The sequence below is a fragment of the Amycolatopsis deserti genome (genome assembly GCF_014653945.1).
Lineage (GTDB): Bacteria > Actinomycetota > Actinomycetes > Mycobacteriales > Pseudonocardiaceae > Amycolatopsis_E > Amycolatopsis_E deserti.
The window spans coordinates 1209969-1232078 of sequence record NZ_BNAU01000002.1 but is presented as its reverse complement, the minus strand read 5'-3'; the positions used below and the strand labels follow the sequence as shown (position 1 = coordinate 1232078).

20 protein-coding genes and 1 riboswitch are annotated in these 22110 nt (G+C 71.8%); of the genes, 15 read left to right on the top strand and 5 right to left on the bottom strand.

What is annotated here, in order from left to right:
* The 4 genes from rplU to proB all read left to right on the top strand — a co-directional run bounded on the left by rplU (position 1) and on the right by proB (position 3270).
* Positions 1-315: a 50S ribosomal protein L21 gene (gene rplU / locus IE290_RS14220; RefSeq protein WP_094007728.1), complete on the top strand. Its 315-nt coding sequence runs from the start codon at positions 1-3 to the stop codon at positions 313-315.
* A 15-nt stretch (positions 316-330) separates the two neighbouring features.
* Entirely contained in the window at positions 331-588 is a 258-nt protein-coding gene (gene rpmA / locus IE290_RS14215) for a 50S ribosomal protein L27 (RefSeq protein ID WP_094007727.1), read from the top strand.
* 118 nt (positions 589-706) lie between these two features.
* Positions 707-2164, top strand: a complete 1458-nt coding sequence (gene obgE / locus IE290_RS14210; RefSeq protein WP_191244997.1) for a GTPase ObgE — start codon at positions 707-709, stop codon at positions 2162-2164.
* Complete coding sequence (gene proB / locus IE290_RS14205; RefSeq protein ID WP_191244996.1) at positions 2161-3270, top strand: glutamate 5-kinase; 1110 nt, start codon at positions 2161-2163, stop codon at positions 3268-3270. Before obgE ends, proB begins: the two co-directional genes overlap by 4 nt.
* On the opposite strand, the gene IE290_RS14200 is transcribed toward proB, so the two are convergent.
* Together IE290_RS14200 and IE290_RS14195 are read right to left on the bottom strand one after the other, a co-directional pair.
* A complete protein-coding gene (locus tag IE290_RS14200) occupies positions 3267-4556 on the bottom strand; it encodes an MFS transporter (protein WP_191244995.1) in 1290 nt (429 codons plus the stop codon). The genes proB and IE290_RS14200 overlap by 4 nt on opposite strands.
* A 907-nt stretch (positions 4557-5463) precedes the next feature.
* On the bottom strand, positions 5464-7569 hold the full coding sequence (locus IE290_RS14195) for a RecQ family ATP-dependent DNA helicase (RefSeq protein WP_191244994.1): 2106 nt from the start codon (positions 7567-7569) through the stop codon (positions 5464-5466).
* A gap of 242 nt (positions 7570-7811) precedes the next feature.
* On the opposite strand from IE290_RS14195, the gene nadD reads away from it, so the two are divergent.
* From nadD to IE290_RS14160, 7 genes are all read left to right on the top strand, one after another.
* Complete coding sequence (nadD, locus tag IE290_RS14190) at positions 7812-8405, top strand: nicotinate-nucleotide adenylyltransferase (protein WP_191244993.1); 594 nt, start codon at positions 7812-7814, stop codon at positions 8403-8405.
* Positions 8406-8478: 73 nt separating this feature from the next.
* Positions 8479-8868, top strand: a complete 390-nt coding sequence (gene rsfS, locus IE290_RS14185) for a ribosome silencing factor (protein ID WP_191244992.1) — start codon at positions 8479-8481, stop codon at positions 8866-8868.
* The gene (locus IE290_RS14180) at positions 8865-9476 is read left to right on the top strand and encodes a histidine phosphatase family protein (RefSeq protein ID WP_191244991.1); all 612 of its coding nucleotides are present in this window, start codon (positions 8865-8867) and stop codon (positions 9474-9476) included. Before rsfS ends, IE290_RS14180 begins: the two co-directional genes overlap by 4 nt.
* A gap of 1 nt (position 9477) precedes the next feature.
* Positions 9478-10212, top strand: coding sequence for a diglucosylglycerate octanoyltransferase (octT, locus tag IE290_RS14175; RefSeq protein WP_191244990.1), 735 nt, complete (start codon positions 9478-9480; stop codon positions 10210-10212).
* A 10-nt stretch (positions 10213-10222) separates the two neighbouring features.
* Positions 10223-11086 (top strand): DegV family protein, encoded by an 864-nt coding sequence (locus tag IE290_RS14170; RefSeq protein ID WP_191244989.1) that lies wholly within the window; start codon positions 10223-10225, stop codon positions 11084-11086.
* A gap of 473 nt (positions 11087-11559) precedes the next feature.
* Positions 11560-12315 (top strand): ComEA family DNA-binding protein, encoded by a 756-nt coding sequence (locus IE290_RS14165; RefSeq protein ID WP_191244988.1) that lies wholly within the window; start codon positions 11560-11562, stop codon positions 12313-12315.
* Positions 12312-14663, top strand: coding sequence for a ComEC/Rec2 family competence protein (locus tag IE290_RS14160; protein ID WP_229874469.1), 2352 nt, complete (start codon positions 12312-12314; stop codon positions 14661-14663). The genes IE290_RS14165 and IE290_RS14160 overlap by 4 nt, the downstream gene beginning before the upstream one ends.
* A 13-nt stretch (positions 14664-14676) precedes the next feature.
* On the opposite strand, the gene thrC is transcribed toward IE290_RS14160, so the two are convergent.
* Positions 14677-15942, bottom strand: coding sequence for a threonine synthase (thrC, locus tag IE290_RS14155; RefSeq protein ID WP_191244987.1), 1266 nt, complete (start codon positions 15940-15942; stop codon positions 14677-14679).
* A 13-nt stretch (positions 15943-15955) separates the two neighbouring features.
* Positions 15956-16088: riboswitch (SAM riboswitch) on the bottom strand.
* Positions 16089-16224: 136 nt separating this feature from the next.
* Here thrC and holA point away from each other — a divergent pair.
* Positions 16225-17205, top strand: a complete 981-nt coding sequence (gene holA / locus IE290_RS14150) for a DNA polymerase III subunit delta (protein ID WP_191244986.1) — start codon at positions 16225-16227, stop codon at positions 17203-17205.
* A 329-nt stretch (positions 17206-17534) separates the two neighbouring features.
* Here the strand turns inward: holA and rpsT are convergent, their stop codons facing one another.
* Positions 17535-17795: a 30S ribosomal protein S20 gene (gene rpsT / locus IE290_RS14145; protein ID WP_191244985.1), complete on the bottom strand. Its 261-nt coding sequence runs from the start codon at positions 17793-17795 to the stop codon at positions 17535-17537.
* Between the two features lie 151 nt (positions 17796-17946).
* Here rpsT and IE290_RS14140 point away from each other — a divergent pair, with 151 nt between their 5' ends.
* Both IE290_RS14140 and IE290_RS14135 read left to right on the top strand, forming a co-directional pair.
* Positions 17947-18810 carry an EamA family transporter gene (locus tag IE290_RS14140; protein ID WP_191245172.1) on the top strand — a complete coding sequence of 288 codons (864 nt, stop codon included), beginning with the start codon at positions 17947-17949 and terminating at the stop codon, positions 18808-18810.
* 22 nt (positions 18811-18832) lie between these two features.
* Positions 18833-19213, top strand: a complete 381-nt coding sequence (locus tag IE290_RS14135) for a VOC family protein (protein ID WP_191244984.1) — start codon at positions 18833-18835, stop codon at positions 19211-19213.
* Between the two features lie 342 nt (positions 19214-19555).
* Here IE290_RS14135 and IE290_RS14130 read toward each other — a convergent pair whose 3' ends face one another.
* Positions 19556-20155 carry a class I SAM-dependent methyltransferase gene (locus IE290_RS14130; RefSeq protein ID WP_191244983.1) on the bottom strand — a complete coding sequence of 200 codons (600 nt, stop codon included), beginning with the start codon at positions 20153-20155 and terminating at the stop codon, positions 19556-19558.
* A gap of 102 nt (positions 20156-20257) precedes the next feature.
* Here IE290_RS14130 and lepA point away from each other — a divergent pair, with 102 nt between their 5' ends.
* Entirely contained in the window at positions 20258-22108 is a 1851-nt protein-coding gene (gene lepA, locus IE290_RS14125; RefSeq protein ID WP_191244982.1) for a translation elongation factor 4, read from the top strand.
* Positions 22109-22110: the final 2 nt, after the last annotated feature.

Sequence of the window (22110 nt, the reverse complement as noted above, 5' to 3'; positions counted from 1 at the left end):
GTGTCGGCGTACGCGATCGTCAAGACCGGCGGCAAGCAGTACAAGGTGGCCGTCGGCGACGTCGTCGAGGTCGAGAAGCTCGAGGGCAAGCCGGGCACCGAGCACTCTTTCCCCGCCGTGCTGTACGTCGACGGCAGCGATGTCACGGCGGATGCCGAAGCACTCGCGAAGATCTCGGTCACCGGCAAGGTCGTCGAGCAGACCAAGGGTCCCAAGATCCGCATCCACAAGTTCAAGAACAAGACCGGGTACCACAAGCGGCAGGGTCACCGTCAGCAGCTGACCCGCGTCGAGGTCACCGGAATCACGAAGTAAGGAGCTGCAGGAGCCATGGCACACAAGAAGGGTGCGTCCAGCTCCCGCAACGGGCGCGACTCCAACCCCCAGTACCTCGGCGTCAAGCGCTACGGTGGTCAGCTCGTGAACGCCGGTGAGATCCTGGTCCGCCAGCGCGGCACCAAGTTCCACCCCGGCCTGAACGTCGGCCGCGGCGGCGACGACACGCTGTTCGCCCTCTCGGCGGGCACCGTGGAGTTCGGCTCGAAGCGTGGCCGCAAGACGGTCAACATCGTCCCGGCCGAGGCCTGAGGGTCCGGCTAGACAACCCAGCACCTTCAGCGAGGGGCGGGCCCGGAACAGATCCGGTCCCGCCCCTTGTTGCTGAAGATGGCTGATATCCCTCCGAAAAACGAGAAGAGGCTTCACGATGGCGTCCCGGTTCGTTGACCGCGCGGTGATCCACGTCGCCGCGGGCGACGGCGGGCACGGCTGTGCCTCGATCCACCGCGAGAAGTTCAAGCCGCTCGGCGGCCCCGACGGGGGCAACGGCGGAAACGGCGGCGACGTACGGCTCGTCGTCGACCCGAACGTGCACACGCTGCTCGACTTCCACTTCCACCCGCACGCGAAGGCCACCAACGGCCGCCAGGGCCAGGGCAGCCACCGCGCCGGCGCGGCCGGCGAGACCCTGGAACTCAAGGTGCCCGACGGCACGGTCGTGATGTCCGAGGACGGCGAGGTCCTCGCGGACCTGGTCGGCCCGGGCACGACGTTCGTCGCCGCCCAGGGCGGGCGCGGCGGCCTCGGCAACGCGGCGCTGGCGTCCAAAGCCCGCAAGGCGCCCGGCTTCGCCCTCCTCGGCGAGCCCGGCGAGCAGCGCAGCCTGGTGCTGGAGCTGCGCTCGGTCGCCGACGCGGGCCTGCTCGGTTTCCCGTCCGCGGGCAAGTCGTCGCTGATCTCGGTGCTGTCCGCGGCCAAGCCGAAGATCGCCGACTACCCGTTCACCACGCTCGTGCCGAACCTCGGCGTGGTCAACGCGGGCGACACCGTGTTCACCATGGCGGACGTGCCGGGCCTGATCCCCGGCGCCAGCGAGGGCAAGGGCCTCGGCCTGGACTTCCTCCGCCACATCGAGCGCTGTGCCGTGCTGGTGCACGTCGTCGACTGCGCCACCTACGACCCGGGCCGCGACCCGGTGTCCGACGTGGACGCCCTCGAGGCCGAGCTGGCGCGCTACACCCCGGCACTGGGCGGCGACCTGGACTCGCGGCCGCGGGTCGTGGTGCTCAACAAGATCGACGTGCCCGACGCCGCCGAGCTGGCCGAGATGGTGCGCCCCGAGTTCGAGTCGCGGGGTCTGCCGGTGTTCGAGGTCTCCACGGTGACCCGCCAGGGCCTGCGCGAGCTGACGTACGCGCTGGCCAGGGAGGTCGAGAAGTACCGGGCCGCGCAGCCGGCGGCGGAGCCGACGCGGATCGTGCTGCGGCCGGTGGCGGTCGACGACTCCGGCTTCACCATCGAGGAGGACCCCGAGGAGCCGGGCGGCTTCATCGTGCGGGGCGCGCGTCCCGAGCGGTGGATCCGGCAGACCGACTTCGGCAACGATGAAGCCGTGGGCTACCTCGCCGACCGGCTCAACCGGCTGGGCGTCGAGGACGCGCTAGCCAAGCGCGGCGCGGAGCCGGGCTGCCCGGTGACGATCGGCGACATCACGTTCGAGTGGGAGCCGTCCACGCCGGGCGTGGCGGCGCACATGACCGGCCGGGGCACCGACGTGCGGCTGGAGCAGAACAACCGCGTGTCGGCCGCCGAGCGCAAGGAAGCCCGGCGCATCCGGCGCGACGGGCCGGACCAGCCCGAGGACGAGGACGCGACAGCACGATGAGCGTGGCCCGCAAAGCCGTCGCGGCGGCCGAACGGCTGGTCGTCAAGGTCGGTTCGTCGGCGCTGACCACCGCAGGCGACGGGCTCGACGTGACGCGGCTGAACGCGCTGGTCGACGCCATCGCGGCGCGGATCGCGCGGGGCAGCCAGATCGTGCTGGTGTCCTCCGGCGCGATCGGCGCCGGGCTGGCGCCGCTAGCGCTCGGCAAGCGCCCGCGGGACCTCGCCACCCAGCAGGCCGCCGCGAGCGTCGGTCAGCTGCAGCTCGCGCACGCCTACGCGGAGTCGTTCGGGCGGTACGCGCTGACCGTGGGCCAGGTGCTGCTCACGTCCGACGATGTGGTGCGGCGCGCGCACTACCGCAACGCGCAGCGGACGTTCTCCCGCCTGCTCGCGCTGGGCGCGGTGCCGGTGGTCAACGAGAACGACACGGTGGCCACCGAGGAGATCAAGTTCGGCGACAACGACCGGCTGGCCGCGCTGGTGGCACACCTGATCGGCGCCGACGCGCTGGTCCTGCTGTCCGATGTGGACGGCCTGTACGACGGGGATCCGCGGTCCGGCTCGACGCGGCGCATCCCCGAGGTCACCGGGCCCGCGGACCTGGAGGGCATCGCCGTCGGCATGTCCAGCTCGGGCCTCGGCACCGGCGGCATGGTGTCCAAGCTGGCGGCGGCGCGCACGGCGGCGTCGGCGGGAATTCCGGTGCTGCTGGCCGCGGCTTCCGACGCTGCCCGGGCGTTGTCCACCGCCGAGGTCGGCACCGCGTTCCGGGCGGCCGACAGCCGGCTGTCCGCGCGCCGTTTCTGGCTCGGCCACGCGGCCGGGACCCGCGGTCGCCTGCATCTCGACGACGGTGCGGTGGCCGCCGTCGTGCGGCGCCGCCGGTCGCTGCTGGCCGCCGGAATCACCGGTGTGGACGGTGACTTCGAGGCGGGCGACGTGGTGGAGCTGGTCGACCCGGCGCAGCGTGTGGTCGCGCGCGGCGTCGTGGCGTTCGACGCGGGGGAGCTGCCCGAGCTGATCGGCCGGTCCAGCCACGAGCTGCCGGAGGAGCAGCGCCGCGAGGTCGTGCACGCCGACGATCTGGTGCCCTTCCGCCGTTAGCGCAGTTCGGAGCCCTTCGTCTCGGGCAGGGTGAGGAGCACCAGGAACGCGATCACCGCGCCGGCCGCGACGTACCAGAAGAACAGGATCGACGCCCCGGCGGCGGAGAGCGCGCTGATGACCAGGGGAGCGGTGCCGCCGAACACGGCGACGGTGAGGTTGTACCAGGCGCCGATGCCGAGGCCGCGCAGCTCGGTGGGGAACAGCTCGCTCATGATCGCCGGGGCGAGGCTGGACAGCGCCGCGTAGAGCCCGAGGCCGACGCAGAAGACGACGAGCAGGTTGCCCAGGCCGGGTTTGACCAGTGTGGACAGCGGCACGATGAGGATCGCGGTGGCCGCGGACCAGACGAACAGCTGGGGCTTGCGCCCGATGCGGTCGGAGAGCGCGCCGAAGGGGTACTGGAGCGCGACGAACAGCGCGGTGCCGATGGACAGGGCGAGGAAGACGTCGACGTCGTTGACGTGGCGGGTCTTGACCGCGAACGGCGTGAGGGCGCTGAAGAACGTGTAGTAGCACAGCGTCGAGAGCATGCTGATGCCGACGAGCTGGACAACGGCCTTGGGGTGTTCGCGCAGGGTGGTGAGCAGGGGGCGGCGGACGCGCTGGGCGCGGCTCTTGTTCTGCTCGAACTGTTCGGTCTCGGACAGGCTGCGGCGCAGCCACAGGCCGACGATGCCGAGGACGCCGCCGAGCAGGAACGGGATGCGCCAGCCCCAGGAGCTCATGTCGGCCTTGTCCACGGTGCGGGCGAGGACGAAACCGAGCACCGAGGCGAGGAGCACGGCGGAGCCGGTGGAGATGTAGAAGAAGGACGAGTAGCGGCCGCGCCACTTCGGGGGCGCGATCTCGCCGAGGTAGGCGGAGGCGTTGGAGACTTCGCCGCCGAGGGAGAGCCCCTGCGCGATGCGGGCGAGGAGCAGCAGGATCGGGGCCAGCCAGCCGACCTGTTGGAAGGTCGGCAGGATCGCGATGACGATGGAGCCGCCCGCCATGAGCGTGATGGTGAGGATCATGGCCGGCTTGCGGCCGCGGACGTCGGCGAACCGGCCGAGCAACAGGCCGCCGAGGGGCCGGAAGAAGAAGGCGAGCGCGTAGGTGGCGAAGGTGTTGATCTGGGCGAGCAGGTCGTTGCCCGCGGGGAAGAACGCGGTGGCGAAGTAGATGCTGAACGTCGCGTAGATCGTCCAGTCGAACCACTCCAGCGCGTTGCCGACGCTGGCCGCGAACAACTTCCGGACGGGCAGCCGGTGCCGGACTTGCGTGCCCACCTTCGACTCAACCACGGCGTACCTCCACGTTCACCCGATGGGGTGGGACAATGCCACACCTCGGCCCAGACCGAAAGATCGCTTTCCGCCCGGAAGGGGCTGAGCTGCACTTTTCTGCATGGGCGTGCGCGAGTGACACCCACGCGGCGGATGCATCACACCCCCGCCCGGGGCGCTCGCCGCGCGCTGCCGGAATGATGCCGGCGCCGGTGAGCGTGCCGCCCGCGGCGGGCTGGGGGAGGCGCTGTGCGGCCTGGCGCAGGTCGCGGGCGCACCGCGCCCTGCGGTGGGTGCGCACCGCGCGTTGCTCGGACGATGTTGGCGCTGGTGAGCGTGCCGCCGGCGGCGCGGCTGGGGGAGGCGCTGTGCGGCCGGGCGGAGGTGGCGGGCGCACCGCGCCCCGCCGTGAACGCTCGCCCCACGCTGCCCGGACCACTCAGTCGCCGATTACCGCGCCGCTGCGGCGCGGTCGAGGAGGCGCCGTGCAGCCCGGCGCAGGCGGTCGTGACACGCTGGGCGCCTAACACGGCTGGCCTACACGCTGCCCGCCTGGCGCGGGTGGTCTCACCCAGCGCCCCGGCCGGCGCCGATGGCGATCAGACCGCCCCGGCCGTCCCCGGTCGGCCCAGCCGGCGTTGACCCGTTGCCTCTTGGCGCGGGCGGCCTCCACATCGTGCCTGCCTAGCGTGGGTGACTATCGCGGCGCCCGGCCGCATCGCCGGCCTGTAGCCTAGCGAACCCGAATTGCCACGGCCGCTCGCGGCCGCGATGTGCGGACGCCCGGGAGGCTGGCACACCACGCACCGCACCGAAGGTGCACGGGTGGCCGGGCGGAAGCCCACCACCGCCCTCCAGTTCCGGGATCCCTGCCATGCCTGCGAAACAGCCGATTACCGATATCTCATCAATCCCATTCCTCCCCTCAGTTCGTGCTCGCCAGTGCGAACGGCAGCACGGCCGGCGCCCCGCCCTGGCGCAGCAGCCGCGCGGCCAGCGTCATCGTCCAGCCGGTGTCCACCAGATCGTCCACAAGCAACACCGGACCATCCACAGCGGACAACTCGGCGGCCACATCACCCGGCACCGCAAGCAATTGCCACAGATCCGCCACCCGTTGCGCGCTGTTCGCCCGTCGAGGTCGGCCACCCCGGCTTTCCAGCGCGCCGAGGAAGCGCAGCCGCCCGATGTGCGCTAGCCGGGTCGCGAGGTCGTGCACCAGACGCGGCCTGGTCGCGGACGGCAGCGCTACCACGGCCACCGGTCGCTGCTCCCACCGCCAGGCCGCCAGAACCTGAACACACGCCTGGAAAACCGCCTCCGGAACCGCACCGTCCGTCGCCCGCTCGCCGACCAGCTCCCGCAACGGGCCGCCCCACCCGACGTCCGTCAGCCGGCCCAGCGTCCGCCCCGGCTCGGCCAGCTCGCCCTTCCCGATCCGTCCGGACAGCGGCACGTCGAGCGACCCCATGCCCGTCGGCCACTGGCGGCGCGGGCTCACCTCGACCCCCGGCCGCCGGAGCCGCTCATCGGTCTTCTCGACCGCCTCCGCCGATACCGTCAGGTCCCGGTGCTCGCCGGTGCAGTTGTCGCACCGCCCACACGGCTCGGCGAACGGGTCGTCGAGCTGGCGGCGCAGGAACTCCATCCGGCACGACGTGGTGTCCTGGTACTCCAGCATCGCCTGTTGCTCCGCCCGCCGCGCCTGGGCGACGCGCTCGTACCGTTCGCGCTCGTAGTGCCAGTCCTGCCCGGTCGCCTCCCAGCCGCCCTTCACGCGCCGCACCGCGCCGTCCACGTCGAGCACCTTCAGCACCATCTCCAGCCGCGACCGGGACAGTTCGACCATCGGCTCGAGCGCCACCGTCGACAATGGCCGGTCGGCGTACGCGAGCGCGTTGAGCACCTGGTTGACCCTCTGCTCGTCCGGGAAGGCGAGCGAGGAGAAGTACCGCCAGATCTCGGCGTCCTCCTGACCCGGCAGCAGGATCACCTCGGCCCGGCGCACGCCACGCCCGGCGCGCCCGACCTGCTGGTAGTAGGCGATCGGCGAGGACGGCGCTCCGACATGGACGACGAACCCCAGATCCGGCTTGTCGAAACCCATGCCCAGCGCGGAAGTCGCCACCAGCGCCTTGACCCGGTTGGCGAGCAGGTCGTCCTCCGCCGCCTCGCGTTCGGCCGGATCGGTCTTGCCCGTGTACGCCGCGACCGGGAACCCGCGCTCGCGCAGCATCTCCGCGATGTCGTGCGCAGCCGCGACGGTGAGCGTGTAGATGATGCCGGACCCCGGCAGCTCGCCGAGCCGGTCCGCGAGCCAGGCCAGCCGTGCCTGCGGGGTGGGCAGCTTCGCCACCGACAGGTGCAGGCTCTCCCGGTCGAGCGGCCCGCGCAGCACCAGCGTGTCGCCGCCCTGCCCGAGCCCGAGTTGCTCGGCGACGTCGGTGACCACCCGGTCGTTGGCGGTCGCGGTGGTCGCCAGCACGGGCACCCCCTCCGGCAGCCCCGCCAGCAGGGTGCGCAGGCGCCGGTAGTCGGGCCGGAAGTCGTGGCCCCAGTCGGAGATGCAGTGCGCCTCGTCGACCACCAGCAACCCGGCCGTCGTGGTCAACTTGGGCAGCACCGTGTCGCGGAAGTCCGGGTTGTTCAGCCGCTCCGGGCTCACCAGCAGCACGTCGATCTCGCCGGCCGCGATGCGCGCCTGCACGTCGTCCCACTCCTGCTGGTTGGCCGAGTTCATCGTCGCCGCGTGGATGCCGGCTCGCCCGGCGGCGGCGATCTGGTTGCGCATCAGCGCCAGCAGCGGCGAGATGATCACCGTCGGGCCCGCTCCGCGCTCGCGCAGCAGGGCGGTGGCCAGGAAGTACACGGCCGACTTGCCCCAGCCGGTGCGCTGCACGACGAGGGCGCGCCTGCGGTGGGCGACCAGCGCTTCGATGGCTGTCCACTGGTCGTCGCGCAGGGTCGCGCCGTCCCCGGCCAATGCCCGGAGCAGCGTTTCGGCTCGTTCGCGCAGGAGGTGAAGGTCCACGGGTCCACGTCTACCCCAAGGCTCCGACGAAACCGAGCCGAGTACCGCACGAGTGGACCAGTCGTCGAGTAATGTGACGCAGAACACAACGAATGCTCGCATCAGGACACCCGAACGGCGGAGTCTCCTGGCTGTCGGGGCCTCCGGAGGTTCCCCTCGAACCGCCGGCGGAGCGAAGTGCGCGGGTGCTGTTACCGGGGAGCGGGGCAGTACCCGCGCACTCGCGCTTCTACGATCCGTTCATGTCACCACGCCGAATCGGGGTCATGGGCGGCACTTTCGACCCCGTCCACCACGGCCACCTCGTCGCGGCCAGTGAGGTGCAGTCCCGGTTCGACCTCGACGAAGTGATCTTCGTGCCGACCGGCCAGCCGTGGCAGAAGTCCGGCAGGCAGGTCACCCGGGCCGAGGACCGCTACCTCATGACGGTCATCGCCACCGCCTCGAACCCGGTCTTCTCGGTGAGCCGGGTGGACATCGACCGCGGCGGCGAGACCTACACCGTCGACACCCTGCGCGACCTGAAGGCCGAGTACCCCGAGGACGAGCTCTTCTTCATCACCGGCGCCGACGCGCTCGAACAGATCCTGACCTGGCACAACGCCGACGAGCTGTTCACGCTGGCGCATTTCATCGGCGTCACCAGGCCCGGGTACAAGCTCAACGACCACCACCTGCCCAGCGGCAAGGTGAGCCTGGTCGAGGTCACCGCGATGGCGATCTCGTCGACCGGCTGCCGGGACCGCGTCGAGCACGGCGAACCGATCTGGTACCTGGTGCCCGACGGCGTGGTCCGGTACATCGACAAGCGGGGGCTGTACCGCAAGCCCGCCTGACACGCCGCCGGGGCCGTGGACGGCGGCAGGTACCCTCGGTGGACCGACGGTCTCAGGATGAGGGAGCACAGGAGTGGCAGCGACGTCCCAGGCACGAGACATCGCGACCGTGGCGGCACACGCCGCCGCGGACAAGAAGGCCACCGACGTGGTGGTGCTGGACGTCTCCGAGCAACTCGTCATCACCGACGTGTTCGTCATCGCCTCGGCGCCCAACGAGCGCCAGGTGGGGGCCATCGTGGACAACGTCGAGGAGAAGCTGCGGGAGGCCGGGCACAAGCCGGTCCGCCGCGAGGGCGCGCGCGAGGGCCGCTGGGTCCTGCTCGACTTCGTCGACGTCGTGGTCCACGTGCAGCACGACGAGGAGCGCTCCTTCTACGGCATCGAGCGGCTCTGGAAGGACTGCCCGCGCATCGAGGTCGACGGGCTCACCGAGGCCGTCGACGCCGGGGACGCCTCGTGAGCTTCCGCCGCCTCGTGATGTGGCGGCACGGGGAGACCGACTACAACGCCGCCGGGCGCATGCAGGGCCACCTGGACTCGGCGCTGACCGAGGTGGGCTGGAACCAGGCCCGCTTCGCCGCGCCCGCGCTCGCGCGTTTCCAGCCCGACCTGGTCATCTCGTCCGACCTGCACCGGGCCATGGACACCGCGACCGTGCTCACCGAGGCGATCGGGGTGCCGCTGCGCATCGACAAGCGCCTGCGGGAGACCCACCTGGGTGAATGGCAGGGCCTGACCGGCGCCGAGGTCGACGAGGGCTGGCCCGGCGACCGCGCCATCTGGCGCGTGGACGCCACCTGGGCGCCCCCGGGCGGCGAATCCCGCGTCGAGGTCGCAGAGCGCGCCTCCGAGGTCGTCAACGACCTGCTGGCCGGCGACGACCCGGGTGAGACGGTGCTGCTGGCCGCGCACGGCGGCTTGATCACCGCCCTCACCGGCAAGCTCCTGGACCTGCCGGTGGAGGCGTGGCCGCAGCTCGGTGGGATCGGCAACTGCCACTGGGTCGAGCTGGGCCTGCGCGACGACCGCTGGCGGCTGCACGCCTACAACGCCGGAATGCTCGGCTGAGATGCCGCGGCTGCTGGTCTTCGGTGACTCGCTGAGTTTCCAGGGCCCGGAGAGCCCCTGCGCGGCCGACGAGCCGCGTCTGTGGCCGAACATCGCCGCCGCGGCTCTCGGCGGGACCGCGGACCTCGTGGCGTCCGCGGGCTGGACCGCGCGCGACGCGTGGTGGGCGATGATCGGCGACCCCCGGGTGTGGGCCGATCTGAAGCACGCCGACGCCGTGGTGCTGGCCGTCGGTAGCATGGACACGCTGCCTTCGCCGTTGCCGACCTACCTGCGCGGTGGCCTGCGGTACCTGCGGCCGGCGCGGTTCCGGCGCACCGTCCGGAAGGCGTACCTGGCGGCCCAGCCTCGGCTGGCGGTCGCGTTGCGCGGACGCCCGCGGGTCCTGCCGGCGAAGCTGACGGTGCACTACCTCGACCGGGCGGTCTACGCGCTGCGCATCCTGCGGCCGGAGATGCCGATCGTGGCCGTCCTGCCCAGCGTCCACCGTGCCTCGTCCTACGGCAACGTGCACACCGGGCGGGAAGAGACGGCCGCCGCCATCGCCGCCTGGTCGCGGCGGGTGGGCGTACCGCTGCTGAACCTGGCCGAGGTGGTGGGGGAGCACGTCCTGAGCGGGCGCGGCAACCCGGACGGCATGCACTGGGGCTGGGAGGGGCACGCGCTCGTCGGCAAGGCGATGGCAGGGTTGATCGGTCCGCTCCTGGCCCCCGGCGGATCGCCGGCCGGCACGTAGGCTGGCGGTCGTGCCGGTCGCCGTCATCACGGATTCCACCGCCCATCTGCCTGAGGGCTTCGCCGAGCGCTACGCCCTGCGCGTCGTCCCGCTGCACGTGCTCATCGACGGGCTCGCGGCACTGGACGGCGTCGAGGTGGGGGCGTCGGCGCTCGCCGAGGCGCTGGGGCAGCGCCGGATCGTGACCACGTCCCGGCCGACGCCCGGCGAGTTCGCCGCGGCGTTCCGGGAAGCGCTGGAGGAGGGCGCGGACTCGGTCGTCTCGATCCACCTGTCCAGCGAGATCTCCGGGACCTGGGAGTCCGCGGTGCTGGCGGCGCAGGAGGTGGGGCCGGACCGCGTGCGGGTCGTCGATTCGCGCGGGACGGCGATGGGCCTCGGGTTCGCGGCGTTGCACGCGGCGCGCGCGGCGTCGGCCGGCGCTTCGGCGAAGGAGGTCGAAGCGGCCGCGACGGCGGCGGTGCGTTGCTCGGAGACGCTGTTCGTGGTCGAGACCCTGGAGTACCTGCGGCGCGGCGGGCGGATCGGCGCGGCGGCGGCGCTGCTGGGCACCGCGCTGGCCATGAAGCCGGTACTGCACCTCGACGACGGCCGGATCAAACCGCTGGAGAAGGTGCGGACGATGAACCGCGCCATCGCGCGCCTGGTCGAACTCGCCGAGGAGGCCGCCCGCGGGGAACCGGTGGAGGTCGCCGTGCACCACCTCGCGTCACCGGAGCGCGCGGTCGAGCTGGCGAACCGCATCGAAGAGCGGCTGAGCGTCACCGAGGGCTGCGTGGTGTCCGAACTGGGCGCGGTGATCGGTGCGCACACCGGGCCTGGTGTGGTCGGCGTTGTGGTGCAACGAAATCCGGGTGGACCGGGAACTACTTGACGAGGAACGTGGCAGTCGCCATCAGGGCGGAAACGGCTGTCCTTCAAATCCCACAAGTGGGAAAAACTGAAGATGCTCGTCAAAAGGCAGAGGACGACCAAGGTGGTTTCCGTTCTGGGGTGACCCGGAACAATCTCCTAGTTGCAGCCCATCAACAGACCGTTCGCGTTGTTCCGGCAAGGCGTTCTTCTGCGTGATCTCCCCATGAGAAGCAAGAGCAGGAATGGACGGAGATCAGATCCGGGTTCTTTCGTGTTGTGCTGATCCTCTTCCGCGCTACCTCTCGTGCTCTCGGGGAAGTTGGCTGCGCGGTCGGAGTAGCCGAGACGCAAACGTTCCAGCCTGCCACGTGTCACCGACAGAAAGCCGCGCCACCGCGGCGGAACGCGCCACTTGTCCACAGACCCCCACTTGTCCACAGCCTCCTCGATTCCCGCTTCTCCCTCCTTCCCGCGCCCCCTAGCGTCGAATGCGTGTTCGAACGATCAGCCCCGGAATCGCCGGGCATTCCCGTCAACCGCAGGCTCGAGCAGCTCGCCGGTCACGCCCTCACGGCCGACCAGGACACCGGGCCACCGGGCGCCGTCGGACGGCTGGTCGAGCGCTGGGTGCCGTCCTCGCTCACCGGCAGCCCGCAGCGGCGTCGCCTGACCACGGTCCTCCTGGCGCTCGTCGCGGTCCTGGTGCTCGTCGGCACCTCGATCGCGCTCCTCGGTGGCAGTCCGCCGGTCGAACACGCGCCGGTGCTGCCCGCGGCTCCGGACCGGCCCCCGCCGGTCGCCGCGTCCGCGAGCCGGGTCGCCGAAAGTTCGCTGGTGATCAGCGTCGTGGGCAAGGTGCGCAATCCGGGATTGGTCACCGTCCCCGGCGGCGCACGCGTCGCGGACGCCCTGCGCGCGGCCGGAGGCGCGATCGAGGGCACCGACGTCACGGCGCTGAACCTCGCGCGGAAGCTGACCGATGGCGAGCAGATCTACGTCGGCGTGCCGCCACCACCCGGCGCGTCGCAACCGGCCGCGGCCGGCGGCGCCCCGGCGCTCGTGGACCTGAACACGGCCACGGCGGAACAACTCGACGCGCTGCCGGGGATCGGTGAGGTCACCGCCCAGCGCATCATCGACTGGCGCACCCAGCACGGCACCTTCCGATCCGTCGACGAGCTGCGCGAGGTCGAGGGCATCGGCGAGACGCGGCTGTCCAGGCTGCGGGACCAGGTGACGGTGTCGTGATCACCGAACCCGTTGTGCGGCACGACTTCCGTCTGGTACCAGCCGCGCTGACGCTGTGGCTCGGGGCGTTGCTCGGTCTGTTGTGGACGTGGTGGCTGGCCCTGGCAAGCGGCGTCGCGGCAGTGCTGGTGTCCGTGGTGCTGCTGATCAGGCTGCGTCCGGGCCGGTCGCGCTGGTGGCCGGGTGCGGCTGCGCTGCTCGTGGCCGGTCTCCTGCTGGCCGGGCCGCTCGGCCTCCGCCTGAGCCGGGCGGAGCACGATCCCCTCCGCGGCCTCGCGCAGCGCGGCACCGAGGTGACCCTGCACGTGCTGGTGACCGAACGACCGAAACCGGTCCGTTCGGCCGGATACGCGGATCAGCAGGCGGGGCCGAGGTCGGTGGTGATCGCGGCTGAGGTCCTGCACGCGGAACGCGGCGCGCAGCCGGTGGTTTCCTCCGGCAGGGTCGCGCTCCTCGCGCCGTTCGCGACCTGGAGCGAGGTCATCCCCGGCCAGGAGATCACCGCGAGCGGTGAGCTGGCGCCGCCTCGGGACGCCGATCTGACCGTGGCCGCGATCTATGTGCGCGGACCGCCTGCGGAGGCCACGGAGGCCCCTTGGTGGCAGCGGGCCGCCGAGTCGATGCGGGACGCGCTCCGGCAGGCGTGCGCCGTCCTGCCGGAGGAGCAGGCCGGGCTGGTGCCGGGTCTCGTCGTGGGCGATACGAGCGGGCTGTCCGAACGGCTCGACCGCGAGTTCACCGACGCCGGGCTGACGCACCTCATGGCCGTCAGCGGGTCCAACGTCGCGATCGTGTGCGGCGCCGTCCTCCTGCTGTTGCGGCTGCTGCGAGCGGGGCCACGGCTGTCAGCGGCATTGTCCGGGTTGGCGCTGGCCGGGTTCGTGGTCCTGGCGGGCGGCGAGCCGAGCGTTCTGCGGGCCGGGGTCATGGGCGGGATCGCCCTGCTGGCGCTGGCGTTGGGGCGGGAGCGATCGGTCGTGCCCGCACTGGCCGCGGCGACGTGCGTGCTCGTGGCGTGGGATCCGGCGATGGCTGTGAGCTTCGGATTCGCGCTCTCGGTGATCGCGACGGCCGGGCTGGTGCTCCTCGCGCCGCGGTGGGCGGAAGTCCTCCAGCGACGTGGCGTTCCGCCGGGTTTCGCGGAGGGGCTGGCCGTGCCCGCGGCGGCGTTCGTGGTGACCGCCCCCGTCGTGGCCGGGATGGCCGGACAGCTGAGCCTGGTCAGCGTGGCGGCGAACGTGCTGGCCGCGCCGGTCGTCGCCCCGGCGACGGTGTTCGGAGCGCTCGCGACGGTCGTCGCCACCGCGTGGCCTGCCGGTGGCGAAGTGGTCGTCCGGCTGGCCGGGCCGGAGGCGGGCTGGTTGATCCTCGTGGCGCGGCGGGCGTCGGAGGTGCCCGGGGCGGTGCTGGCGTGGCCCAGCGGCTGGTGGGGCGGGTTCCTCGCGCTGGTGATCGCCGTCGCCGTGGTGCTGGCGCTGCGCCGGCGGCGGTTGCGGGTGTTGCTGGCGCTGGTGCTCGCCGGGGTGCTGCTGGTCGTCGTCCCGGGCAGGGTGATCACGCCCGGCTGGCCGCCGCCGGGTTGGGCGGTCGTCGCGTGCGACGTCGGTCAGGGCGACAGCCTCGTGCTGGCCACCGGGGAGCCCGGACGGGCGATCGTGGTGGACGCCGGGCCCGAGCCGGGGCCGGCGGACCGGTGCCTGGACCGGCTGGGCGTCGAGCGGGTGCCGCTGGTGGTGCTGAGCCACCTGCACGCCGACCACATCGGCGGGCTGGACTCGGTGTTCGAGGGGCGCTCGGTGGGCGCCATCGCGGTGGGGCCCGGGCGGCAGCCCGACTGGGCGTGGCGGCAGGCCGGCCGGATCGCCGCGCGGCACGGGGTGCCGCTGCTCGAACTGGACCTGGGGCGGCGGCTCGAGTGGCCGGCGCTGAGCCTCGAGGTGCTGGGTCCCCGATACGTGTCGGAAGGAGAGGACGACGACGGAACACAGATCAACAACGGCTCGGTCGTGCTACGGGCGCACACGGCGGCGGGCGGAGTGCTGCTGACGGGTGATGTAGAACTGGCCGCCCAGGCCGACCTGCTGGCCGCCGGAACGGATCTGCACGCCGAGATCCTGAAGGTGCCGCACCACGGCAGCAGGTTCTCACTGCCCCAGTTCCTGGCCGCGGTGTCCGCGCGGCTGGCGCTGGTGAGCGTCGGCCCGGGCAACCGTTACGGCCACCCGAACCGCACGACACTCGACACCCTGACCACGGACGGCGCGCTCGTCGCCCGCACGGACACCGACGGCGATACCGCGGTGATCCCCGATCAGTCCGGTCCGGCGCTGGTGCGCCGGGGGAAGTGAGGTGGAACTTTGATCAGAGACCCAGCGCCGCGTGCACGGCCGCCGCCGACGGCGGGACCGTCGCCTTCGGGCCGACCTCGTTCTCGATCGCGTCCAGGGTCTTCAGGCCGTCGCCGGTGATGAGGAGGACGGTCTCGGCGTCCGGGTCGATCTTACCGGCCTCGATGAGCTTCTTCGCCGTCGCGACGGTGACACCACCGGCGGTCTCGGTGAAGATGCCCTCGGTGCGGGCCAGCAGGCGGATGCCCTCGACGACCTCTTCGTCGGTCACGTCCTCGATCGCGCCGCCGGTGCGGCGGACGGTGTCGAGCACGTACGGGCCGTCGGCGGGGTTGCCGATCGCCAGCGAGCGGGCGATGGTGTCCGGCTTGACCGGCTGGACGACGTCGTGGCCGTTGCGGAAGGCCGTGGAGACCGGCGAGCAGCCGGCCGCCTGAGCGCCGAAGACCTTGTACGGGGTGTCGTCGACCAGGCCGAGCTTGGCGAACTCGCGGAAGCCCTTGTCCACCTTGGTCAGCTGCGAGCCCGAGGCGATCGGCACGACGATCTGCTCGGGGATCCGCCAGCCGAGCTGCTCGGCGACCTCGTAGGCCAGCGTCTTCGAGCCCTCGGAGTAGTAGGGGCGCACGTTGACGTTCACGAACGCCCAGTTCTCGTGCTCGGCGGCCAGCTCGGTGGCCAGGCGGTTCACGTCGTCGTAGTTGCCGTCGACGGCGATGAGGTTGCCGTCGTACACCGCGGTGGTCAGCACCTTCGCGCGCTCGAGCGAGGACGGGATCAGCACCACGGACTGCCAGCCGGCGCGGGCGGCGGCCGCGGCGACGGCGTTGGCCAGGTTGCCGGTGGACGGGCAGGCCAGGGTGTCGAAGCCGAACTCGCGAGCCGCGGCCAGGGCGACGGCGACGACGCGGTCCTTGAACGAGTGGGTGGGGTTGCCGGTGTCGTCCTTGACCCACAGGCTCTTCACGCCGAGAGCCTTGGCGAGCCGGTCGGCCTTCACCAGCCTGGTACAGCCGGGCTCGGTGTTCGGGATCTCCTCGACGTTCGAGGGCACCGGGAGCAGCTTCTTGTAGCGCCAGATGTTGCGCGGGCCGGCCTGGATGTCCTCGCGGCGCACGCGGCCGAAGTCGTAGGCGACCTCGAGCGGCGAGAAGTCCTCGGCGGAGACGAACTCCGGGGCGAGCGGCTGGCGGTGCCCCTCTTCCTTGGAGACCAGTTCCACGGCCGGGCCGAGGTCGACGGTGCGGCGGGTGGTGGCCGAATCGAGGGCTGCAGTCATCGCGAGGTTCCTTTCCTCATCTGTCCCGCTGACGCGGGCCGGAATTGGCACCGTGATCGTCAGCTACCTCGCGGAATCGAGATGACAGGCTGACGCCGGTTGCCGGGGCTTCGTCGGGCCGTTCCCTCTGCCCCTCTGGATGAGCGGTATTCGATTGTGGTGGCTCACGCGCTCGCGCGATGCCTGGTTGACAACATACGGCACACCGCGCGGGCCACGCCATGCCCCTGCGGGTTTCATCACGCTCCGGAGCTGTCGGTGGGCCGTGGGAGGATCTGAACCGTGACCGCGCCGGCAACCACCTCCGCCCCCCTGCAGCTCGTGCTCGGCGAAGAGGAGCTGCTCGTCGAACGCGCCGTCCGGGGCGCGCTGGAGCAGGCCCGCCGGGAGGACCCGACGGCCGAGATGACGAAGGTCCGGGTGCCCGACCTCACGCCGCCCGCCCTCGCCGAGCTGGTCAGCCCGTCGCTGTTCAGCGAGGGGCGGGTCATCGTGCTGGAGGGCGCGCAGGACATCGGCCAGGAGCTGGCCGACGCGGTGCTGGCCTACGCGAAGATGCCGGCCGACGGCGTCGTCCTCGTCGTCGTGCACACCGGTGGCGGGCGCAGCAAGGCGGCCAAGTCGCTGCCCGCGGCGTTGCGCAAGGCTGGCGCCCAGGTCACCGAGTGCCCGAAGATCACCCGGCCGGCGGATCGGGAGTCGTTCGTCCGCAACGAGGTCCGGCAGGCCGGCGGCAAGATCGACCCGGCGGGTGTGGCGGCGCTGATCGACGCCGTCGGGTCCGACCTGCGCGAGCTGGCCGCGGCGGCGTCGCAGCTGGTGGCCGACTCCGGCGGGCGGGTCGACGAGGAGGCCGTGCGCCGCTACCACCGCGGCCGCGCGGACGTGACCGGCTTCGCCGTGGCGGAGAAGGCCGTCGCGGGGGAGCGTGGCGCGGCGCTTGAGGCGATGCGGTGGGCGCTGCAGATCGGCGTGGCGCACGTCCTGATCGCCGACGCCCTCGCCGACGCGGTGCGCACCATCGCCCGGGTGTCGGCGGCGGGGCGCGGCAACCCGAACCAGATGGCCGGTGAGCTGGGAATGCCGCCGTGGAAGATCCGCAAGGCGCAGGGCCAGTCCCGCGGCTGGACGCAAGCCGGCCTCGCCGAGGCGATGGCCGTGGTGGCGAGGGTGAACGCCGAGGTCAAGGGCCAGGCCGCGGACCCGGCCTACGCGCTGGAGCGAGCGGTGCTGGAGCTCGCCGCTGCCCGCGACAAGCGCTGAGCCGGACCGTCACCGCGGTTTCGAGCGCTAAGTGGCGGCCCCGGGGCAACGTGCGAGCAGGGCGAACCCGGCGGGGTTCGAGTCCGGTCACCGTGGCTTCGAGTGTTGGTGCGGCGCCCTGCGATTCCACCTTGCACGGGGGCTGCGCCGGAAGAGCGAGAGGTCCGTCACGTGCCCGGACAGCCGCAAACGGCGGCGAGCCTAGGTGGAAGCAGCGGGCGTTACTGCGTGGGCCTGCGGGCAGTGGGGATGGCGGCCGCACGAACGGCGATAACCAGCAAAAAAGGGCGGGCACCCTGCCGGATGCCCGTCCCTCGGAAAGATCAAGCTCAGAGCTGGTTGACGCGCTTGGCCATCGCCGACTTCTTGTTGGCGGCCTGGTTCGCGTGGATGACGCCCTTGCTGGCGGCCTTGTCCAGGGCGCGAGCGGCCACCTGCTGCAGCTCGACGGCCTTGGCCTTGTCGCCCGACTCGGCGGCCTCGCGGAACTTGCGGATCGCGGTCTTCACCGAGGACTTGACCGACTGGTTGCGCAGGCGCGCCTTCTCGTTGGTCTTGATGCGCTTGATCTGGGACTTGATGTTGGCCATGAAGGCGCTCCTTCGATCTGTCGGTGGGTTCGCTGCCGCGCTGTACCGGCCCCGGCGTGCGGGTTTCCTCCCTGGCGGAATGCCACACGGCAACGACCGTCAAGGTTAGCAGGGCGCTACCGTGGCACTCGCACTGGCTGGGAGGGGGCAGGTGAACGGCACCGCGCTCGGGTTCGTCCTCGTCGCCGCCGTGGTGCACGCCGGGTGGAACCTCGCCGCCAAACGGGTCGATGCCGGGGCCCGCTTCGTGTTCCTCTACTACACCGTCTCGGCGGTGATCTGCGCCCCCGTCGCGGTCGTCGCACTGGTGGCCGAGGGGCAGCGTCCACAGTGGACCTGGTTGCCCGCGGCGCTGGTCACCGCGGTCTTCCACATCGCCTACGGCGTCGTGCTGCAGCGGGGTTACCGGGTCGGTGACCTGTCCGTCGTCTACCCGCTGGCGCGGGGGAGCGGTCCGCTGCTGTCCGTGCTCGCGGCCGTCGTCCTGCTCGGCGAGCGGCCGGGGTGGCTCGGGCTCACCGGGGCGTTCCTGGTCGTGGCCGGGGTGCTGGTGATCGGGCTCGGCGCGCGCTCGGCGGGGGACGCGCGTGCCCGCCGGGCCGGGGTCTGCTACGGGCTGCTCACCGGCGTCACCATCGCCGCCTACACGCTCTGGGACGACCACGCCGTCAACGCCGTCGCCGTCCCGCCGCTGCCCTACTTCGCCGCCGGGGCGGTGCTGCAGAGCCTGCTGCTCGCGCCCGCAGCCCTGCGAGCGGGCGGCCGGATCGGGGCGCTGTGGCGGTCGCACTGGCGGGAGGCGGTGCTCGTGGGGGTGCTGTCGCCGGTCGCCTACGTGCTGGTGCTGTACGCGATGCGCATGGCGCCGATCAGCCTGGTCGCACCCGCGCGGGAGGTGAGCATCGTGCTGGGCGGGCTCGCCGCCTGGCTCGTGCTGGACGAGCCGCACCCGGTCCGCCGCCTGGTCGGCTCGGTCGTGGTCCTGGCCGGGATCGCCGCGATTGCGGCTTCCTGACCGGGTGGGGTAGGGAGGAGGTATGGACGTGCTGAGCAGCCGCGTGCTGATCCACCCCCGCGACCCCGAGAAGACCACGGCGTTCTACCGGGACGTGCTCGGCCTGGCGATCTACCGCACGTTCCCCGGCGGCACCGTGTTCTTCACCGGCCAGGGCTACCTGGAGGTCGTCGGCCGCGGCGAGAAGGGCACCAGCCCGGACGTCGAGCTGTGGTTCCAGGTCCGCGACCTCAAGGCCACGCTCGCCGAGCTGGCCGAGCGGGGGGTCCAACCGGACCGCGAGGCCCGCCGGGAACCGTGGGGCCTGGACGAGGCGCGCATCTCCGACCCGGACGGCACGTCGATCGTGCTGGTGGAGATCCCGCCGGACCATCCACTGCGGACGGACATCCGCGCGCAGTGACTCCCGCGGAGGGTGCCGGGAGGGCAATTCGGGGGCTCCTGTTGCCGGTCGGGGGAGGGGAGTGGCTGCGTGGGGTGACGGGAGGGCCCTTCGGGGCTCCTGCTGACGGTCGGGGGGCGTGGCGGCCGGATCCGCTGCGGTGACGGTGGGCGGCCGACCGACGTCCCTAGGGGCTCCTTCCGCCGATCGCGGGGGAGGAGCACCGCGCCGGGTGTCGAAATGTGGTGGCGGGGCAGATGGGTGCTGTGAGTGGCTGGAGTTGGCTCGGCTGGAACGGTGTGTGCGGAGTGGTGGCGCGGCCCCTGCAGGGCTCTGGCCGGCGTCGGTTCTCAGTGAGCCCGGTCAGTCCGGGCGTCGTGCGCGGAGTTGGGCTGCCAGGGGCGCGGTGACGCCCGGGGGTTGCCACACCCACGTCTGCAGGTCGGTGAACCCCGCCGCCACCAGCTCCGCCGCCAGCGCGTGCCTCGGCACCGGCAGCCACTTCTCGTGCGCGGACAGGATCAGCCGGCCACCCGGGCGCAGCACCCGGAGCGACTCCAGAAAGCCGGCGTGCCGGTCGTCCCACAGTTGGACGTTGTTCACGCTCATCACGACGTCCACGGAAGCCGGCTCCAGGCCCGTCCGCTCCGCCGAGCCGCGCGCCAGCCGGACGCGGCCGGCCTCGATCTCCGCCGCGCAGCGGGCCTGGGCCAGCGCCAGCATGTCCGGCGACGGATCGACCCCGTGGGCCACCGCGGCCCGCTGGCCGGCCAGCCGCAAACCCACCCCGGGACCCGGCCCGACCACCAGCACCGTCTCGTCCGGGGTGAGCCTCGCCACGTCCACCACGTGCCGTTCCGTCGCGCCGTTCGCGTGCGCCATCACCGTCCCGCCGATGCGGCCCAGCAGGCCACGGGGGTGACCGAAGGCCCGGTCGAGGATCTGCTCGAAGGTTGTGCTCATACCTCCAGGTCAGCACTCGCCACCGCTCACCGGCATCGGGGATGACCCGGAAATCGGGCATGGGAACATGGAGGTGTACCCCACGACGAGCCGAGGACCCGAGTGAGCACGTTCGCCGACCAGACCTTCACGCCGCCGGAGCAGATCCGGAACTTCTGCATCATCGCCCACATCGACCACGGCAAGTCCACCCTGGCCGACCGGATGCTGCAGCTCACCGGCGTGGTCGAGGAGCGGGCCATGCGCGCGCAGTACCTCGACCGGATGGACATCGAGCGCGAGCGCGGCATCACGATCAAGGCCCAGAACGTCCGCCTGCCCTGGCAGGTCGACGGCCGCGACCACGTCCTGCACCTCATCGACACCCCCGGCCACGTGGACTTCACCTACGAGGTTTCCCGGGCGCTGGAGGCGTGCGAGGGCGCGATCCTGCTGGTCGACGCCGCCCAGGGCATCGAGGCCCAGACCCTGGCCAACCTGTACCTGGCGCTGGAGAAGGACCTGCACATCATCCCGGTCCTGAACAAGATCGACCTCCCCGCGGCCGACCCCGACAAGTACGCCGCCGAGCTGGCGCACATCATCGGCTGCGACCCGTCCGAGGTGCTGCGCGTCTCGGCGAAGACCGGCATGGGCGTGCCGGACCTCCTGGACGAGGTCGTCCGCCAGGTGCCGCCGCCGGTGGGCGACGCCGACGCCCCGGCCCGCGCGATGATCTTCGACTCGGTCTACGACACCTACCGCGGCGTCGTCACCTACATCCGCGTCGTGGACGGCAAGATCACGCCGCGCGAGCGGATCCGGATGATGTCCACCGGCGCCACCCACGAGCTGCTCGAGGTCGGCATCATCTCGCCCGAGCCGAAGCCCAGCGCGGGCCTCGGCGTGGGCGAGGTCGGCTACCTGATCACCGGTGTGAAGGACGTCCGCCAGTCCCGGGTCGGTGACACCGTCACCTCCGAGCGCAAGGGCGCCACCGAGCCGCTGGCCGGCTACCGCGATCCCAAGCCGATGGTGTTCTCCGGCCTCTACCCGGTCGACGGCTCGGACTACCCGGAGCTGCGCGAGGCGCTGGAGAAGCTGCAGCTCAACGACGCCGCTCTGACCTACGAGCCGGAGACCTCGGTCGCCCTGGGCTTCGGCTTCCGCTGCGGCTTCCTCGGCCTGCTGCACCTGGAGATCACCCGCGACCGGCTGGAGCGCGAGTTCGGCCTGGACCTGATCGCCACCGCGCCCAACGTGGAGTACCGAGTCATCCAGGACGACGGCACCGAGGTGCACGTCACCAACCCGTCCGACTGGCCGACCGGCGTGAAGATCGCCGAGGTGCACGAGCCGCTGTCGAAGGTCACGGTGATCGCGCCGTCGGAGTTCATCGGCGCGATCATGGAGCTGTGCCAGAGCAAGCGCGGCAACCTGCTCGGCATGGACTACCTGTCGGAGGACCGCGTCGAGCTGCGCTACAACCTGCCGCTCGCCGAGATCATCTTCGACTTCTTCGACTCGCTGAAGTCCCGCACCCGCGGGTACGCGTCGCTGGACTACGAGGAGGCCGGCACGCAGGTCGCCGACCTGGTGAAGGTCGACATCCTGCTGCAGGGCGAGCCGGTCGACGCGTTCTCCGCGATCGTGCACAAGGACGCCGCCTACGGCTACGGCAACAAGATGGCGGGCCGGCTGCGCGAGCTGATCCCGCGGCAGCAGTTCGAGGTGCCGATCCAGGCCGCGGTGGGGTCGCGGATCATCGCGCGCGAGACGATCCGCGCCATCCGCAAGGACGTGCTGTCCAAGTGCTACGGCGGTGACATTTCGCGGAAGCGCAAGCTGCTGGAGAAGCAGAAGGAAGGCAAGAAGCGGATGAAGAACATCGGCCGGGTCGAGGTTCCGCAGGAGGCCTTCGTCGCCGCGCTGTCCACCGACGAGCCCTCGGGCGACAAGGGCAAGAAGAAGTAGCG